The organism is Pseudorhodoferax aquiterrae (assembly GCF_014652235.1).
Taxonomy (GTDB): domain Bacteria; phylum Pseudomonadota; class Gammaproteobacteria; order Burkholderiales; family Burkholderiaceae_C; genus Pseudorhodoferax; species Pseudorhodoferax aquiterrae.
In genome coordinates, this window is the sequence record NZ_BMYK01000048.1 from 9563 (window position 1) to 26724 (window position 17162).

At 67.7% G+C, this 17162-nt stretch carries 18 protein-coding genes; 14 read left to right on the top strand and 4 right to left on the bottom strand.

Annotated elements, in window-relative coordinates:
* The first annotated feature begins 32 nt into the window (after positions 1-32).
* From IE209_RS32385 to IE209_RS32395, 3 genes are read left to right on the top strand one after another with little or no spacing between them, the layout of a single operon-like run.
* Positions 33-935: an amidohydrolase family protein gene (locus IE209_RS32385; protein ID WP_373305466.1), complete on the top strand. Its 903-nt coding sequence runs from the start codon at positions 33-35 to the stop codon at positions 933-935.
* The gene (locus IE209_RS32390; protein WP_189690981.1) at positions 932-1279 is read left to right on the top strand and encodes a RidA family protein; all 348 of its coding nucleotides are present in this window, start codon (positions 932-934) and stop codon (positions 1277-1279) included. Before IE209_RS32385 ends, IE209_RS32390 begins: the two co-directional genes overlap by 4 nt.
* A 22-nt stretch (positions 1280-1301) precedes the next feature.
* Entirely contained in the window at positions 1302-1949 is a 648-nt protein-coding gene (locus tag IE209_RS32395; RefSeq protein ID WP_189690982.1) for a glutathione S-transferase family protein, read from the top strand.
* Here IE209_RS32395 and IE209_RS32400 read toward each other — a convergent pair.
* Together IE209_RS32400 and IE209_RS32405 are read right to left on the bottom strand one after the other, a co-directional pair.
* Entirely contained in the window at positions 1918-3093 is a 1176-nt protein-coding gene (locus IE209_RS32400) for a heavy metal sensor histidine kinase (protein ID WP_189690983.1), read from the bottom strand. The genes IE209_RS32395 and IE209_RS32400 overlap by 32 nt on opposite strands.
* Positions 3068-3745: a heavy metal response regulator transcription factor gene (locus IE209_RS32405; RefSeq protein WP_189690984.1), complete on the bottom strand. Its 678-nt coding sequence runs from the start codon at positions 3743-3745 to the stop codon at positions 3068-3070. The genes IE209_RS32400 and IE209_RS32405 overlap by 26 nt, the downstream gene beginning before the upstream one ends.
* A gap of 362 nt (positions 3746-4107) precedes the next feature.
* Between IE209_RS32405 and IE209_RS32410 the strand changes: the two genes are divergently transcribed.
* Positions 4108-5160: a porin gene (locus IE209_RS32410; RefSeq protein ID WP_189690985.1), complete on the top strand. Its 1053-nt coding sequence runs from the start codon at positions 4108-4110 to the stop codon at positions 5158-5160.
* 264 nt (positions 5161-5424) lie between these two features.
* Positions 5425-6975 carry a hypothetical protein gene (locus IE209_RS32415; RefSeq protein ID WP_189690986.1) on the top strand — a complete coding sequence of 517 codons (1551 nt, stop codon included), beginning with the start codon at positions 5425-5427 and terminating at the stop codon, positions 6973-6975.
* Between the two features lie 6 nt (positions 6976-6981).
* Here IE209_RS32415 and IE209_RS32420 read toward each other — a convergent pair whose 3' ends face one another.
* Complete coding sequence (locus IE209_RS32420) at positions 6982-8079, bottom strand: magnesium transporter CorA family protein (RefSeq protein WP_189690987.1); 1098 nt, start codon at positions 8077-8079, stop codon at positions 6982-6984.
* 7 nt (positions 8080-8086) lie between these two features.
* A complete protein-coding gene (gene hemB, locus IE209_RS32425) occupies positions 8087-9103 on the bottom strand; it encodes a porphobilinogen synthase (protein ID WP_189690988.1) in 1017 nt (338 codons plus the stop codon).
* A gap of 305 nt (positions 9104-9408) precedes the next feature.
* Here hemB and IE209_RS32430 point away from each other — a divergent pair, with 305 nt between their 5' ends.
* The 9 genes from IE209_RS32430 to IE209_RS32470 all read left to right on the top strand — a co-directional run.
* On the top strand, positions 9409-9837 hold the full coding sequence (locus IE209_RS32430) for a CopD family protein (RefSeq protein WP_189690989.1): 429 nt from the start codon (positions 9409-9411) through the stop codon (positions 9835-9837).
* Between the two features lie 21 nt (positions 9838-9858).
* Entirely contained in the window at positions 9859-10977 is a 1119-nt protein-coding gene (locus IE209_RS32435; protein ID WP_189690990.1) for a VanZ family protein, read from the top strand.
* Positions 10974-11312, top strand: coding sequence for a (2Fe-2S) ferredoxin domain-containing protein (locus IE209_RS32440; protein ID WP_189690991.1), 339 nt, complete (start codon positions 10974-10976; stop codon positions 11310-11312). The genes IE209_RS32435 and IE209_RS32440 overlap by 4 nt, the downstream gene beginning before the upstream one ends.
* A 3-nt stretch (positions 11313-11315) precedes the next feature.
* Positions 11316-11957, top strand: coding sequence for an alpha/beta hydrolase (locus IE209_RS32445; RefSeq protein WP_189690992.1), 642 nt, complete (start codon positions 11316-11318; stop codon positions 11955-11957).
* Positions 11958-12011: 54 nt separating this feature from the next.
* Entirely contained in the window at positions 12012-13172 is a 1161-nt protein-coding gene (locus IE209_RS32450; RefSeq protein ID WP_189690993.1) for a D-alanyl-D-alanine carboxypeptidase family protein, read from the top strand.
* Between the two features lie 164 nt (positions 13173-13336).
* Positions 13337-13714 carry a 30S ribosomal protein S12 gene (gene rpsL / locus IE209_RS32455; protein ID WP_145552590.1) on the top strand — a complete coding sequence of 126 codons (378 nt, stop codon included), beginning with the start codon at positions 13337-13339 and terminating at the stop codon, positions 13712-13714.
* Positions 13715-13866: 152 nt separating this feature from the next.
* Positions 13867-14340, top strand: coding sequence for a 30S ribosomal protein S7 (gene rpsG, locus IE209_RS32460; protein WP_056658084.1), 474 nt, complete (start codon positions 13867-13869; stop codon positions 14338-14340).
* A gap of 83 nt (positions 14341-14423) precedes the next feature.
* Positions 14424-16526, top strand: coding sequence for an elongation factor G (gene fusA, locus IE209_RS32465; RefSeq protein ID WP_189690994.1), 2103 nt, complete (start codon positions 14424-14426; stop codon positions 16524-16526).
* Between the two features lie 144 nt (positions 16527-16670).
* Positions 16671-17162: GTP-binding protein (locus IE209_RS32470; protein ID WP_189690733.1), on the top strand; the 492-nt coding region annotated here is incomplete at its 3' end.

Genomic DNA, 17162 nt, shown 5'->3' on the forward strand with positions numbered 1-17162 from the left:
CTCGCTCCGCAGCCGCAGGCGAAGGCTTTCGAATGTTCATGCGCGGCCGGTTGCTGAGCGCCTGCGTCGCCGCGCTGCTGGCGCCACCGACGTTCGCCGCCGACTACACCGGCCCGCTGTTCGACACGCATCTGCACTACAACGTCGAGGCCTGGAACGGCCAGCAGGGCCCGCATCCGCTGGCCGACGTGCTGGCGCGCATGCAGCGCAACGGCGTGCGTGCCATCGTCGCCAACTCGCGCACCAACGACGGCACCAAGCTGCTGGCGGCCAGCCCCGCCACGCGGGCGGCCGGCGTGGCCGTCGTGCCCTTCATCCGGCTGTACCGCAACCGCGACGACTACCAGAACTGGTTCCGCGACCCGAGCATCTACGCCATGGTCGAGGACGAGTTCGGGCGCGGCACGCAGGGCGGGCCGTACCGCGGCATCGGCGAGTTCCACCTCTACGACAGTGCCAACGCCGACGGGCCGGTGGCGCGCCAGCTCATGCAGTTCGCCGAGAAGCATGGCCTGGCCGTGCTGGCCCATGTGGACGATGTGGCCGTGGACAAGCTCATGGCACATGCACCCGGCGCGCGGCTGGTCTGGGCCCACACCGGCATCGGCGGTGCGCCGGTGGCGCGCGTGCAGGCCCTGCTGGAGCGCCATCCGCGCCTGGTCGGCGAGCTCTCGTACCGGCCGGGCCTGACCTGCGAGAACGGCTTGCTGTGCCCGGACTGGGACGCGCTGCTGCGCCAGCACCCGACGCGCTTCGTGGTCGGCTCGGACACCTGGGTCAACCAGCGCTGGAGTGCCTACGACCTGCTGATGCAGGACTACCGCCGCTGGCTCGGCGCGCTGCCGGCGCCGCTGGCCCGGCGCATCGCCTGGGACAATGCGGCCGAACTGTTCGGTGTCGCGACACCTTCTGAAACCCTGGAGAAACCACCATGAACATCCAACGCCACGAACCCACGCCCATCCTGTCCAACGCCGTCGAGCACGGCAACACGGTCTACCTGGCCGGCATCGTGGCCGACGACCCGAGCGCCGACGTCAAAGGCCAGACCCAGCAGATCTTGAACCGCATCGACGCGCTGCTGGCGCGCTGCGGCAGCGACAAGTCGCGCATCCTGTCGGCCCAGATCTGGTTGACCGACATCGGCAACCGCGCGGCCATGAACGAGGTCTGGTCGGCCTGGGTCGACCCCAAGAACCTGCCGGTCCGCGCCTGTGTCGAGTCCAAGCTGGCCGATCCGCGCCTGCTGGTCGAGATCATGGTAACGGCCGCCAAGTAAGCCAGCGCACCGGAGCCTGGCCATGCTGCAGCTGTACTACCACCCGACCGACGCCAGCATGGCGCCGCACATGCTGCTCGAGGAGCTGGGCGTGCCGTTCGAGCTGCTGCTGGTGGACCGAGCCAACCATGCCCACAAGTCCGAGGCCTACCTGCGGCTCAATCCCAACGGCCTGATCCCGGTGCTCGTCGATGGCGACACCGTGCTGTACGAGACGGCCGCCATCCTGCTGCACCTGGCCGACACGCACCCGGCGGCCGGCTTGGCACCGGCGCTGGGCTCGGCCGAGCGCGCGCATTACTACAAGTGGATGCTGTGGCTCAGCAACACGCTGCATGCCACGCTGGGCCTGTACTTCTATCCCGAGCGCTGGGCCTCGCCCGACCATGTGCACGGTGCCACCACGGTGAAGGCGCGCGCTGAAGCCCGTGCCGGGCAGCTGCTCGAAATCCTGGACCAGGAACTGGCGCGCCATGGCGGTGCCTGGCTGCTGGGCGAGCGCTTCACGGCGCTCGACCCGTACACGCTGATGCTGGCGCGCTGGACGCGGCATTTCGGCAGGCCCGCACGCGAACTGCCGCACCTGGGGCCCTACCTGCAGCGTGTGCTGGCACGGCCCGCCGTGCAGCGCGCCTACGTCACCGAACAGATCGGCGCGCCGCCGGTCTGAAGTCCACACGCCGCCGGGCCGGCGGCGGGAAGTCCAGCGTGAAGACGGTCGGCAGGCCCGGCGCGCTGCGCACGCCGACGCGGCCCTGGTGCAGATCCATCACGCTCTTGACGATGGCCAGGCCCAGGCCGGAGCCGGTCTCTGCGGCGGGGTTCTCGATGCGGTAGCGCCGCTGGAAGATGGCGGCCTGGTGCGCCGGGTCGATCGGCTCGCCTTCGTTGGCCACGGTGATGCGCACGTAACCGGGCGCCATCGCATGGGCCGACAGCCGCACCGTGCTGCCGGGCCGCGCATGGCGCAGTGCATTGGTCAGCAGGTTGCCCACCGCGCGGGCGAACAACACCTCGTCGGCCCAGGCGCGCAACCCGGGCTGCACGTCCAGCGCGAGCTGCAGGCCGCGGTCTTCGGCCAGCACCTCGAAGAACTCCACCATGCCCGTCAGGCGCTCGCGCATGCTCTGCCACTCGGGCTTGACCAGCGTCTGCGCATGGTCGGCGCGGGCCAGGAACAGGATGTTCTCGATCAGGCGGCCGATGCGCTCGTAGTCGGTCACGGCGGCCTCCAGCACGGCGCGGTACTCCTCTGCGCTGCGCGGCTGCGACAAGGTGACCTGGGTGGCCGTGAGCAGGCGGTGGATGGGCGCGCGCAGGTCGTGCGCCAGGTCGGAAGAGAAGCCCGACAGGCGCGAGAACGCGTCCTGCAGCCGGTCCAGCATGCCGTTGAAGGCCTGGGCCACGGGAGCCAGCTCGGCCGGCACGGCATCGGCCGGCAGGCGCTCGCCCAGGGCCTGGGCGCCGATGCGGTTGGCGGTGGCGCCCAGTCGCCGCACCGAGGTCAGGATGCGCCGCGTGATGCACCAGGCCAGCACGCCGGTGGCCAGGGCGCCGGCCGCCAGCGTCCAGAACATCACGCGCCAGGCGCGCTCGATGAAGGCGTCGCGCTGCTGCTCCGGGATGGCCATGGGCAAGGCCGTGAACTCGTGCTCCAGCAGGCGCCCGACCATCCAGCAGCCGCCCAGCATCAGCAGCACGGTGGCGACCGAGATCGCCAGCGCGATCCGCAGCGCGATCGAGTTGCGCAGCGGCAGCCGGTGGCGGACGGGCTGCGGCGGCGGAACCTCAGGTAGGACGGGAGTCGAGGACATAGCCGACGCCACGGATGGTGTGGATCAGCTTGTCCACGAACGGGTCGTCGACCTTGGCGCGCAGGCGCCGCACGGCCACGTCGATCACGTTGGTGTCGCTGTCGAAGTGCATGTCCCAGCAGTTCTCGGCGATCAGGGTGCGCGAGACCACCTGGCCCAGATGGCGCGCCAGGTAGTCCAGCAGCGCGAATTCCTTGGTCGTCAGCGTCAGGTGTTTGCCGGCGCGGCGCACCAAGCGGCGGGCGCTGTCCACCTCCAGATCGGCCACGCGCACCACGGGCGGCGTCGCCGGCTGTGCGGCGCGGCGGGCCACCACCTGGATGCGCGCCAGCAGTTCGGCGAAGGCGAAGGGTTTGACCAGGTAGTCGTCGGCGCCCAGTTGCAGGCCGCGCACGCGGTCCTCGACCTGGTCGTGGCCACTGAGCATGAACACAGGGGTGTGCTGGCGCGCGCGCAGGCTCTCCAGCACCTGCCAGCCGTCGGCGCCGGGCAGGCTCACGTCCAGCAGGATCAGGTCGTAACGGCCCGAGGTGGCCAGGTGCAGGCCTTCGATGCCGTCCTGGGCGGTGTCGACCACATGGCCGTGTTCGGTCAGCCCCTTGTGCAGATAGGCGGCGGTGGTGGGTTCGTCTTCGATCGAAAGCAGGCGCATGGTCAAAAAAGTCCTCGGCCGGGGCGGCTGCAACGCCACGTCCAACCTTACCGGGAGATGACAGCGACTGTAGGAGCCGCGCTTGACGCCATCAAGACGGACCCTGGCAACGCACTGTTGCCGAACTGGAAATAGCCGAATGCGGTTTGGCGGCGGTGTGCCCCGCCCACAGCCCGGTTGGCGCCGTGTGGTGGTGGAGAAACAGGTTGTGCCAAAAGTGCAGGGGGTTTGCGAACGACCCCCCCGGTTTTGCGACACCGAGCCTGTCGGCGCGCTCGGCCGATCCCTACGCTCACGGTCATGTTCTCTGCGAAGAGTCGCGGGACATGACCCCGATCACGAAACCTCACTCAAGGATGACCATGAAAAAGATCGCAACGCTGGCTGTGCTGGCCGCTGCCGCTTCCGCTTCCTACGCCCAATCCTCCGTCACGCTGTTCGGCATCGCCGACGCGACGGTCCAAGTCGGCCGCGGCAGCGTCGACAACAACGTCGGCCTGGGCAGCGGTGGTCTGTCCACCAGCCGCATCGGCTTCCGCGGCGTGGAAGACCTGGGTGGCGGCCTGAAGGCTGGCTTCTGGCTCGAAGCTGGTTACACCCTGAACAACGGCAACGGCCAGAACAGCAACGCGCTGGCATTCACCCGCCGTTCGACCGTCAGCCTGATGGGCGACAGCTGGGGCGAGATCCGCCTGGGCCGCGACTTCACGGCACCTTACAACAACCTGTATGACGCCTTCGGCGACAACGGCGTTGGCGCTATCCTGGAAACCCAGGACCTGTTGGGCTCGACCAGCTACGGTCTGCAGACCCGCACCAGCAACGCTGTGTCGTACTTCACGCCCAAGACCCTGGGTGGCTTCTTCGGTCAAGTGCAGTACTACCGCAACGGCCGCGATGCCAGCCCGGCAACGAACCGCGACCAATACGGTAACGGCTATGGCGTCCGCGTCGGCTACGAAAACGGCCCGGTCAGCGTGGGCGTCGCTTACGGCGAAACCGATTTCAGCGCGACCGTCGGTGCTCTGACGACCAAGGTTGACACCAAGAACCTGAACATCGGTGGTTCTTACGACTTCGGCGTTGCCAAGCTGCTGGTGTCTGTCGGTCAAGACAAGGGCGAAGCTCTGGGCGAAAGCGCCAAGACCCGTCTGTACACCGTTGGCACGACCGTGCCGGTCGGCGCTGGCCTGATCCGCGCCTCCTGGACCCGCGCCAGCGAGAAGGACAGCGACGCACGTGCCGACAAGTTCGCTCTGGGCTATGTCCACAACCTGTCCAAGCGCACCGCTCTGTACACCACGTTCGCCTACCTGAAGAACAAGGACGGCTCGAACCTGGCTCTGAACGGTTCCGTGACCGGCGCTGGCGACAGCTCCAAGGGTCTGGACATCGGCCTGCGCCACGCCTTCTAAGGATCACCGCTTCGCCATTTGATTGGCGAGCTTCTCCAAGGTGACTTTTCGCCCGCCTCTCGCAAGAGAGGCGGGCTTTTTGTTGTTTATGTGTAACTACCGGGTTACCACTATTGATCATTACAGAGATGTAATTTAGGCGAAATGCTGCTGTCAGGTTGGCTGCTTTAACCTTCCCGGCATCCCAAACCGCGGAGGGTGCACCGCAAAGGTGCTGCCCAGGCGCTGCAAACGTAGCGCCATCGCAACAAAGGAGCCGAAAACATGCGCAGACAAGACATCCAGCTGTTGGCCCTGGCCCGCCAAGGCGACGCCGCAGCGCGCAGCGAGGCCGGGCGCCGTTACCTGGTCGGGGGCGATGGCTTCCCCCGCCATGTCGCGACCGGCATGGAGTACCTGAGCCATCCCAGCGTGCGCGACCGGATCGAGACCGCCCGCACCATCGCCGAGAGCCTGCCGTTGCAGGACCTGCTGCAACTGCAGCAGGACGAGGCCTTGCGCAAGGCGGCTGCTGCCGGCAGCCTGCTGGCGCAGTTCAAGCTGGGCGTGTGGTTGTGTCTGCAGCACAGCCGTGTCGATGCCGGGCTGTCCTGGCTGGAAGCCGCTGCCGCCGGCGGCCACGTCGAGGCACGCCAGGCTGTGGCGGCGCTGCGCCAGGCGCGCGCAGCAGACGCCTTGGTGGCGATGCTGCGCGCCGTGTCCGGCAGTGCCGCCGTGGATGTGGCCCAGGTCGCCACGATGGCTGCACGCCAGGCCCGCGAGGGCGGCTCGCTCGATCTGCTGCTCGATTGCGTGCACGTGGCCTTGCTGCTGGCGCCGCGGCTCACGCATGGCCTGTCGGACCTGGTCGTGGCGGCCGTGTTGCTGGCCGAACGCGAAGGCCGCGAGCTGCGTGGCTTGCTGCCGGAGCAGGTCGAGGCCAGCCTGGAGATGGCGATCGCCCGCGGCGAGCGCGATGCGGCCTGCCTGCTCGGCCGGGCACTGTGCGGCATCTCCCACAGTGGCCTGGCTCCGGCGCGGCTGGCCACGGGCAGCAACATGCGCAAGGGTGTGGCGCTGCTGCTGCGCGCGGCCGACGCCGGCCGCGACGACGCCTGGCTGGACCTGTACGCCATGCATTCGGACCACCGCCTGTCGGTTTCCAACCCGCAGCTGGCGCGGTTTTTCCTCGAGAAGGCCGCGACGCTGGGTCAGGCCGAGGCGCAGCGCAAGCTCGGTGCCCTGGTGCTGCGTGCCGCCACCACGCTGGCCGAGAGCGAGCAGGCCATCGGCTGGCTGCATGCCGCCGCGGCGCAGGACGATGCCCATGCCCGGCGCCTGCTGCAGTCGCTGGTGCTGCCGGTGGCCGGTGACGAGGCGACGGCCCGCAGCGCCATCGAGCAACTGCGCCAGAGCGATCCCTGGCTGGCGATGCGGCTCACGCTGGCACGGGATTTCGGCCTGACCAAGCTGGAGGCGTTGAGCGTGGACCCGGCCGAAGGCCGGCGGCCCTGGGGGCTGCTGGTGGGGCGCAATCCTTTCATCACGCAGGCGCGGCTGTCGGCGCCGCGCGCGGTGCCGGCACTGACCGCGCAGGCGGCCCAGAACCTCGCGCGCGCGGCCGCCTTCTTCGAGCAGTCGCGCGGCGACAGCAATGCCTTCGAGGGCGACCTGCGCCGCCGCTCGGTGCGCCAGCGCCGGGCCTTCGAGCGGCTGGGCCTGTCCGAGGATCTGTTCTTCGCGGAGGCCAGTTCCACCCAGCTGGAGTCGTTCCGCCTGGGGCCCAAGTGGGCCTTCCGCGCCAAGAAGCCGCTGGAGCTGGCGCTGGCCAACTGAGCCAGCTCAGCGCCCGGTGCGGGCGAGATAGCGCTTGCGCCGGAACAGCACCACCAGCAGCACCGCGATCACGGCCATGGCGCCCATGGCCCACCAGAAGCCGTCCTGCTGGTGGATCAGCGGGATGAACTCGAAGTTCATGCCGAAGATGCCGGCGATCAGGTTCAGCGGCAGGAACACGGCGGTCAGCGCGGTCAGGATGCGCATGATGTCGTTGGTGCGGTTGCTCTGCGCCGAGAAGTGGATCTGCACCACGGTCTCTGCGTTCTGCTCGAGCCGGCGCACATGGTGGACCACGCGCTGGATGTGCTCGATCACGTCGCGCGAGCGCGCGACCAGGCCGTCGCGCTCGGCCTGCGGCATGGCGCCCGCGGGCTGCTCGCGCAGCGTGTCCAGCCATTCCTGCATGGCGTCGTGCTGTTCCTCGCAGAGGTCTTCCAGCATGTGCAGTTCGTTGCGGGCCGCCATCAGCGCGTTCCAGTTCGAAAAGCGCGAGCCGGGCCGCAACAGCTCCTGCTGCCAGTGGTCGAGCTGCTGGCTCAGCACCTTGCGCAGCTCCAGGTAGCTGTCGACCATCACGTTGACCATGCGCAGCATGAGGTCGGCCGGCGTGGTCGGCAGGCGCGAACGCACCGTGGTCGTGAGGCCGTCGCTGTGCACGGCATCGGACAGGTAGCGCTGCAGGAAGGAGCGGGCCGTGAAGCAGCCGGCCGGGTGCACGCTGACCAGCAGGCGGTCGAACACCGCGAAGCCGACCGCGCGCGTGCTGATGCGCCGGAACGCGGCCGGCATGGAGCGGGCCGGGCCGTTGGGCTCGGCGTCTGTGGCGGTTTCCTCCTGCGTGGCCAGCCGGCGGAACACGATCAGGTCATAGACCGAGGTGTAGTCGTAGTGCGAGGGGTGGGCTGCGTTGATTAGATCGGCGCAGTGCAGGTCCAGCAGTTGCGAGCCGCCCAGGCGCTGGGCGGCGCGCTGCACGGCGGGCAGTTCGGCCTCCAGGCTCTCGCGCTCGAGGAACAGCCAGACGAAGCCGTTCTCGGGTGCACGCTCGGGCAGTTCCTCGGCGAAGCGCAGCGTGCCGGGGCTGAACTCGACGATCTGCATCGGCCGGTCAGCCGCGCAGCTTGCGCGCCGCGTCCAACGCGAAGTAGGTCAGCACGCCATTGGCGCCGGCGCGCTTGAAGGCCAGCAGGCTCTCCAGCATCACGGCGTCGTGGTCCAGCCAGCCATTCTGCGCGGCGGCCTTGAGCATGGCGTATTCGCCGCTGACCTGGTAGGCGAAGGTCGGCACGCCGAACTGGTCCTTCACGCGGCGCACCACGTCCAGGTAGGGCATGCCGGGCTTGACCATGACCATGTCGGCGCCCTCGGCCAGGTCCAGCGCCACCTCGCGCAGCGCTTCGTCGGTGTTGCCCGGGTCCATTTGGTAGACCTTCTTGTTGCTCTTGCCCAGGTTGGCGGCCGAGCCCACGGCGTCGCGGAACGGGCCGTAGAAGGCCGAAGCGTACTTGGCGCTGTAGGCCATGATGCGCGTGTGGACCAGGTCCTTGCCCTCCAGCGCCTGCCGGATCGCGCCGATGCGGCCATCCATCATGTCGCTGGGCGCCACGATGTCCACGCCGGCCTCGGCCTGGGTCAGCGCCTGGCGCACCAGCACGGCGGTGGTGGCGTCGTTGAGGATGTAGCCGGTGGCGTCGAGCAGGCCGTCCTGGCCGTGGCTGGTGTAGGGGTCCAGCGCCACATCGGTCATCACGCCGAGTTCGGGGAAGCGGTCCTTCAGTGCGCGCACCACGCGCGGGATCAGGCCCTCGGGATTGGCGGCCTCGGCACCGTCGGCGGTCTTGAGGGCGGGGTCGATCACCGGGAACAGCGCCATCACGGGGATTTGCAGCCGCACGCATTCCTCGGCCACGGGCAGCAGCAGGTCCAGGCTCAGCCGTTCCACGCCGAGCATGGACGGCACGGCGTGGCGCTGGCCGCTGCCGTCCTGCACGAAGACCGGATAGATCAGGTCGTGCGCGGACAGGTTGTGCTCGCGCACGAGGTCGCGCGTGAAGGCGTCGTAGCGCAGCCGGCGGGGGCGTGCGGCGGGAAAGGAAGCGAGGGGGGACAGGTCGGGGCGGCTCATGGCCAGAGTGTGCCCCAAGCCCGGTGCACCTCCGTGCCGGCCTCGGGATTCGCCCTCTTGCTGGCCCTGGCGGCCTTTGCTAGATTGCCCGCGGGCGGTCCGCCGCCTACCCGCTTCACCTCCCTGAGCGGGGGCCTCGACGTGTAACAACCAACAGGCTTGCCACCCCGGCCCGTCGCGCTTGCACCGGCCGGGGTATTTTTTTGGCGCCGGGCCGCCCCAAGACGGAAAGCGTCCCCTCGGGGGACGGGTGGGCGCGCAGCGCCTGCCCGCGGGGCATTTTGGGCTCGCCTACACTTTCGCGGATGCTGTGGGTCAAGGCCTTTCATATCGTCTTCGTGGCCAGCTGGTTCGCTGGTCTGTTCTATCTGCCGCGCATCTTCGTGAACCTGGCCATGGTGCCGCCGGGCTCGGACGCGGAGCGCGAACGCCTGCTGCTGATGGCGCGCAAGCTGCTGCGCTTCACCACCATGCTGGCCGTGCCGGCACTGGCGCTGGGCGGGGTACTGTGGCTGCACTACGGCATCGGCCGCGGCCCCGGCAACGGCTGGATGCATGCCAAGCTGGCCGTGGTGCTGCTGGTGCTGGCTTACCACCACGCCTGCGCGGCACAGCTGCGCCGCCTGCGCGACGGAACCTCCGTGCGCGGCCATGTCTGGTACCGCTGGTTCAACGAGTTGCCGGTGCTGTTGCTGGTGGCCGCCGTGGTGCTGGTCGTCGTCAAACCGTTCTGACGCCGCTCGCCGGGCGCTGCCATGCACAAGACCTCGGCCTGGCCGCTGGCGCTGGTCTACCTGGCGCTGGTGGTGTATGCGAGCCTGTTCCCGTTCGAGGGCTGGCGCGACCAGGGCATCGCGCCCTGGGCCTTCATGGCGGCGCCGCTGCCGCGCTGGTGGACCTGGTTCGACGTGCAGATCAACGTGCTCGGCTACGCACCGCTGGGCTTCCTGCTGGCCTTGGCGGGCTTGCGCTCGGGTCGCACGCGTGCGCCGGTGCTGCTGACGGTGCTGGCCGGCGCCGCGGTGTCGTTCCTGATGGAGACGACCCAGGGCTATCTGCCGCGGCGCGTGCCTTCCAACGTCGATTTCGCGCTCAATGTGGCTGGCGTCTGGCTCGGGGCGTTGCTGGCCTGGCTGCTGCAGCGCACCGGCACCATCGACCACTGGAGCCGCTTCCGCGCCGGCTGGCTGACGCCGGATGCGCGCGGCGCGCTGGTGCTGCTGGCGCTGTGGCCGCTGGCGCTGCTGTTTCCCGCTGCCGTGCCCTTGGGCCTGGGCCAGGTGTTCGAGCGGCTCGAGGAGGCGCTGGCGGAGTTCCTGGACAACACGCCCTTCCTGGACTGGCTGCCCGTGCGCGATGTGGAGCTGCAGCCCTTGGTGCCGGGCAGCGAGATGTTCTGCGTGCTGCTGGGGGCGTTGGTGCCCTGCCTGATCGGCTATGGCGTGGTCAGCGGCGTGCGGCGGCGCGCCTGGTTTCTGCTGGTGCTGACCCTGGTCGGCGCCGGCGCGACGGCGCTGTCGGCCGCGCTGAGCTACGGTCCGGCCCATGCCTGGGCCTGGTGGACGCTGCCGGTGCGGGTGGGCTGGGCCGGGGCGCTGCTGGTGTCGGTGCTGCTGCTGCCGGCGCGTCCGCGCGGTTGTGCCGCGCTGGCCCTGCTGGCGCTGGCGCTGCACCTGAGCCTCTTGAACCAGGCGCCCACCAGCGCCTATTTCGCGCAGACGCTGCAGACCTGGGAGCAGGGCCGCTTCATCCGCTTCCATGGCCTGGCCCAGTGGCTGGGCTGGGGCTGGCCCTATGTGGCCGCCATCTACCTCGTGCTGCGCCTGTCGGGTCCGGACAGCGCGCCGCGCCAGCTTCCTAAAATGCCACGATGAGCACGCCACCCTCCTACTACGAGCGCCACATCTTCTTCTGCCTGAACGAGCGTACCAATGGTGAGGACTGCTGCGCTCACCACGGCGCCAAGGAGGCCTTCGACCGCTGCAAGGCGCAGGTCAAGGCGGCGGGCCTTGCGGGCCCCGGCAAGGTGCGCGTGAACAAGGCCGGCTGCCTGGACCGCTGCGCGGCCGGCCCCGTGGCCGTGGTCTACCCCGAGGCGGTCTGGTACAGCTTCGTGGACCAGCAGGACATCGACGAGATCGTCGAATCGCACCTCAAGAACGGCCAGGTCGTCGAGCGGCTGCTGACGCCGGCCCACCTGGGACGCTGAGCCATGAACGCATCCACGGAGCGGCTCACGCTGCAAGGCCCGGCCGGCGCCATCGAGGTGCTGCGCGACACGCCCGACGCTGCGGTCCCTGCGCGCGGCGTGGCCGTGATCGCGCATCCGCACCCGCTGTTCGGCGGCACCATGGACAACAAGGTCGTGCAGACGCTGGCGCGCGCCTTCGTGCAGTGCGGCTGGACGGCCGTGCGCTTCAACTTCCGCGGCGTCGGCGCCAGTGCCGGCGTGCACGACGAGGGGCGCGGCGAGGCCGAGGACTTCGGCATCGTTGTGGCGCAGCTGGCCGGCGATGGCCCGCTGGCCTTGGCCGGCTTTTCCTTCGGTGCCTTCGTCGCGAGCCGCGCGCTCGCCGAGCTGCCGCCGGGGCGCGCCGTCGATCAACTCGTGCTGGTGGGAACGGCGGCATCGCGTTTCGACGTCGCCCCGATTCCGCCTGGCCTGCACGTCCGCACCCTGGTCGTGCATGGCGAGCAGGACGACACCGTGCCCTTGTCGGCCGTGCTGGATTGGGCGCGTCCGCAATCCCTGCCTGTTACCGTCGTGCCGGGCGGCGGGCATTTCTTTCACGGGCAATTGCCGCTGCTCAAGGGCCTGGTGGTCCGTCACCTGCAGGCCGCCGCTCCCGTCTGACGCTGTGCTGGCGGCTGTCGGGCCGCCCGCGCAGCCGTTTTCCTGTCGATGTCCATGAACCGTTTTTTGAAGGGGCTGCTGGCGCCGCTGCTGGCTGCTGCCATGTCGCTGGCCGGCGCCCAGATGCCGCAGGGCCCCGAGGTGGCCGCCCGGGCCTACCTGCTGATGGATATGACCGCCAACCAGGTGCTGCTCGAGAAGGATGCCGATGCGCCGGTCGAGCCGGCCTCGCTGACCAAGCTCATGAGTGCCTACCTGGTGTTCGACGCGCTCAAGTCCGGGAAACTCGCGTTGACCCAGAGTCTGTCGGTCAGCGAGCGGGCCTGGAAGATGCCAGGCTCGCGCATGTTCATCGACCCCAAGATGCAGGTGCCGGTGGACGATCTCGTCAAGGGCATGGTCGTGCAGTCCGGCAACGACGCGACCATGGCCCTGGCCGAAGCCGTGGGCGGCACGGCCGAGCGCTTCGTGCAGCTCATGAACGCGCAGGCCAAGGCGCTGGGCATGCGGAACACGGTCTACAAGAATCCCGAAGGCCTGGCGGAGCCTGGCCACACGACCTCGGCGCGCGACCTGGCCATTCTGTCGACCCGGCTGGTGCGCGACTTCCCGGAGTATCTGCACTACTACAGCATCAAGAAGTACCGCTACCAGGGCACGCCGGTGGCCAACGACACCAACCGCAACCTGCTGTTGTTCCGCGATCCCACCGTCGATGGCCTCAAGACCGGCCACACCAACGCGGCCGGCTACTGCATGGTCGCCACCGCCAGGCGCGACTTTCCGAACCTGGCCGGCGGCCGCCGCCTGCTGTCCATCGTGCTCGGCGCGTCCAGCGAGAACGCGCGCGCCAACGAGTCGCAAAAGCTGCTGAACTGGGGCTACACGGCGTTCGAGGCGGTCAAGCTGTTCGATGCCGACCAGGCCGTGGTCACGCCACCGGTCTGGAAGGGGCAGGAGAACACGCTGCGGCTCGGCCGCACCGAAGCCGTGGTCGTCGCCGTGCCTGCCGGAGGCGCCAGCCGCCTCAAGACCGATGTCGCCCGGCCGGATCCGCTGGTCGCGCCGTTCATGAAGGGGCAGACCGTCGGCACGCTGAAAGTGATGCTGGACGACCAGGAGCTCGCTGCCGTGCCGCTGCAGGTGCTCGAGCCCGTCCGGCAGGCCGGTGTGCTGAGCCGTGCCTGGGATGCGGTGCGGCTCTGGATCAAATAGCCGATCTCTTGCGGCACCGAGGCTGCGACGCTATACTCGCGGGCTTTTCGGAAAATTCCGAGGGATTCACGTTTGCCGTTCAAGACCTCAGGTCGGAGCGGTTGTCGGTGTGTAACCTGCGTTGTTGGGACGTCGGGCGAGCGCCATCACAAGGAGAGGCTTGAGTGCCAACCATCAATCAACTCGTGCGTCAGGGCCGGGAAGTCGAGACCATCAACTCGAAGAGCCCCGCGATGCAAAACTCCCCGCAGCGCCGCGGCGTCTGCACCCGGGTCTACACGACGACGCCGAAGAAGCCGAACTCGGCGCTTCGCAAGGTCGCCAAGGTCCGTCTGACCAATGGCTTCGAAGTCATTTCCTACATCGGCGGTGAAGGCCACAACCTGCAGGAACACAGCGTGGTGCTGGTTCGCGGCGGTCGTGTCAAGGACCTGCCCGGTGTGCGTTACCACATCGTGCGCGGTTCGCTGGACCTGCAAGGTGTGAAGGACCGCAAGCAAGCGCGTTCCAAGTACGGCGCGAAGCGCCCCAAGAAGGCCTGATCGGGTCTTGTTCGTTCGGTGCTCGAAACCGCAGGCAGCGGCCAAGAGCGTAGTGACCCGAAACCCCAGGTGGGGTGGGTCGAGTAAGCGGGAAGCCCGGATGGCTCCCGAGGTCTTCGAGAAGAAGGCCGGCTGAAGCAAAGAGGTGAAACATGCCACGTCGTCGCGAAGTTCCCAAACGTGAAATCCTGCCGGATCCCAAGTTCGGCAATGTCGAGCTGTCCAAGTTCATGAACGTCATCATGGAAGGCGGCAAGAAGGCGGTCGCCGAGCGCATCATTTACGGCGCGCTCGACTTCATCGAGAAGAAGAACCCGGGCAAGGACCCGCTGGAAGCCTTCACGATCGCCATCAACAACGTCAAGCCGATGGTGGAAGTGAAGTCCCGCCGCGTCGGTGGCGCCAACTACCAGGTGCCGGTCGAAGTGCGCCCGGTGCGTCGTCTGGCCCTGTCGATGCGCTGGATCAAGGAAGCCGCCCGCAAGCGTGGCGAGAAGTCCATGTCCCTGCGCCTGGCCAACGAGCTGATGGAAGCCACCGAAGGCCGTGGCGGTGCGATGAAGCGCCGTGACGAAGTGCACCGCATGGCCGAAGCCAACAAGGCGTTCAGCCACTTCCGTTTCTGATCCCCACCCTGTCGTTCTAAAGGCCTGGAGCCCGACCCGTCCACGAGACGGGCGGGCTCTGTGCCGTTCAAGGAGTTTCTTTCATGGCCCGCAAAACCCCCATCGAGCGATACCGCAACATCGGTATCTCGGCGCACATCGACGCCGGCAAGACCACGACGACCGAGCGCATCCTGTTCTACACCGGCGTGAACCACAAGATCGGCGAAGTGCACGATGGCGCGGCCACCATGGACTGGATGGAGCAGGAGCAAGAGCGCGGCATCACGATCACCTCGGCTGCCACGACCTGCTTCTGGAAGGGCATGGACCTGTCCTACCCCGAGCACCGCTTCAACATCATCGACACCCCCGGCCACGTGGACTTCACCATCGAGGTGGAGCGTTCCATGCGCGTGCTGGACGGCGCCTGCATGGTGTACTGCGCCGTGGGCGGCGTGCAGCCCCAGTCGGAAACCGTCTGGCGCCAGGCCAACAAGTACAAGGTGCCGCGTCTGGCCTTCGTGAACAAGATGGACCGCACCGGTGCCAACTTCTTCAAGGTCTATGACCAGATGCGCCTGCGCCTGAAGGCCAACCCCGTGCCCATCGTGATCCCGATCGGTGCCGAGGAAGGCTTCAAGGGCGTGGTCGACCTGCTCAAGATGAAGGCCATCATCTGGGATGAAGCCTCCCAGGGCATGAAGTTCGACTACCAGCCCATCCCCGCCGACCTCGAGGCTTCGGCCAAGGAATGGCGCGAGAAGATGGTCGAGGCTGCTGCCGAAGCCAACGAAGACCTCATGAACAAGTACCTCGAAGAAGGTGACCTGTCCGAGGAAGAGATCAAGCTGGGCCTGCGCACCCGCACCATCGCCACCGAGATCCAGCCCATGCTGTGCGGTACGGCGTTCAAGAACAAGGGTGTGCAGCGCATGCTGGACGCCGTGATCGACTACCTGCCTTCCCCCGTGGACATCCCCCCGGTGGCCGGCACGGACGAGGACGAGAAGGAAACCTCGCGCAAGGCCGACGACGGCGAGAAGTTCTCCTCGCTGGCGTTCAAGCTCATGACCGACCCCTTCGTCGGCCAGCTGACCTTCGTGCGCGTGTACTCGGGCGTGTTGTCCAAGGGCGACACCGTCTACAACCCGGTCAAGGGCAAGAAGGAGCGCATCGGCCGGATCGTGCAGATGCACGCCAACGAGCGCCTGGAAGTCGAAGAGATCCGCGCTGGCGACATCGCCGCCTGCGTGGGCCTGAAGGACGTGACCACCGGCGAGACGCTGTGCGACCCGGACGCCATCGTGACGCTGGAGCGCATGGTGTTCCCCGAGCCCGTGATCGCGCAGGCCGTCGAGCCCAAGACCAAGACCGACCAGGAAAAGATGGGCATCGCGCTGCAGCGCCTGGCCGCCGAAGACCCGTCCTTCCGCGTGAAGACCGACGAAGAATCGGGCCAGACCATCATTTCCGGCATGGGCGAGCTGCACCTGGAAATCATCGTCGACCGCATGAAGCGCGAATTCGGCGTGGAAGCCAACGTCGGCAAGCCGCAGGTGGCCTACCGCGAAACCATCCGCAAGACCGTCGACGAAGCCGAAGGCAAGTTCGTTCGCCAGTCCGGCGGTAAGGGCCAGTACGGCCACGTGGTGCTCAAGATCGAGCCGAACGAGCCGGGCAAGGGCATCGAGTTCGTCGACGCGATCAAGGGCGGTGTGGTGCCGCGCGAATTCATTCCCGCGGTCGAGAAGGGCATCAACGAAGCCGTCACGCAGGGCGTGCTGGCCGGCTATCCGGTGGTCGACGTGAAGGTCACGCTGCACTTCGGTTCGTACCACGACGTGGACTCGAACGAACTGGCGTTCAAGATGGCTGCCATCTTCGGCTTCAAGGAAGGCTGCAAGAAGGCCGGCCCCGTCATCCTCGAGCCCATGATGGCCGTGGAAGTCGAGACGCCCGAAGACTACGCCGGTACCGTGATGGGCGACCTGTCCTCGCGTCGCGGCATGGTGCAGGGCATGGACGACATGGTCGGCGGCGGCAAGGCCATCAAGGCCGAGGTCCCGCTGTCGGAAATGTTCGGCTACTCCACTTCGCTGCGTTCGGCCACCCAAGGCCGCGCCACCTACACGATGGAATTCAAGCACTACGCGGAAGCCCCGCGCAACGTGTCCGAAGCCATCGTGGCAGCGCGCGCCAAGTAAGAAGACCCAAGGGACAGGGCGGCGCTGCCGCCATGTCCTTCGCTGGTCTGCGACGGCATGCCGTCACGTGCCCGTGCGTGACGATCCAGCAATGCCGTGCAGACCTAAAACCTCATCACGGGACATGCTCTTTGGAGATTTGAAATGGCAAAAGAGAAATTCACGCGGACCAAGCCGCACGTGAACGTTGGCACGATCGGTCACGTGGACCACGGCAAGACGACGCTGACGGCAGCGATCACGACGGTGCTGGCCTCCAAGTTCGGCGGCCAGGCCAAGGCTTACGACCAGATCGACGCGGCTCCCGAAGAAAAGGCCCGCGGCATCACGATCAACACCGCACACGTGGAATACGAGACGGCCAACCGCCACTACGCCCACGTGGACTGCCCTGGCCACGCCGACTACGTCAAGAACATGATCACCGGTGCCGCCCAGATGGACGGCGCCATCCTGGTGTGCTCGGCCGCCGACGGCCCGATGCCGCAGACCCGTGAGCACATCCTGCTGGCCCGCCAGGTCGGCGTGCCCTACATCATCGTGTTCCTGAACAAGTGCGACATGGTGGACGACGCCGAACTGCTCGAGCTCGTCGAAATGGAAGTGCGCGAACTGCTGGACAAGTACGAATTCCCC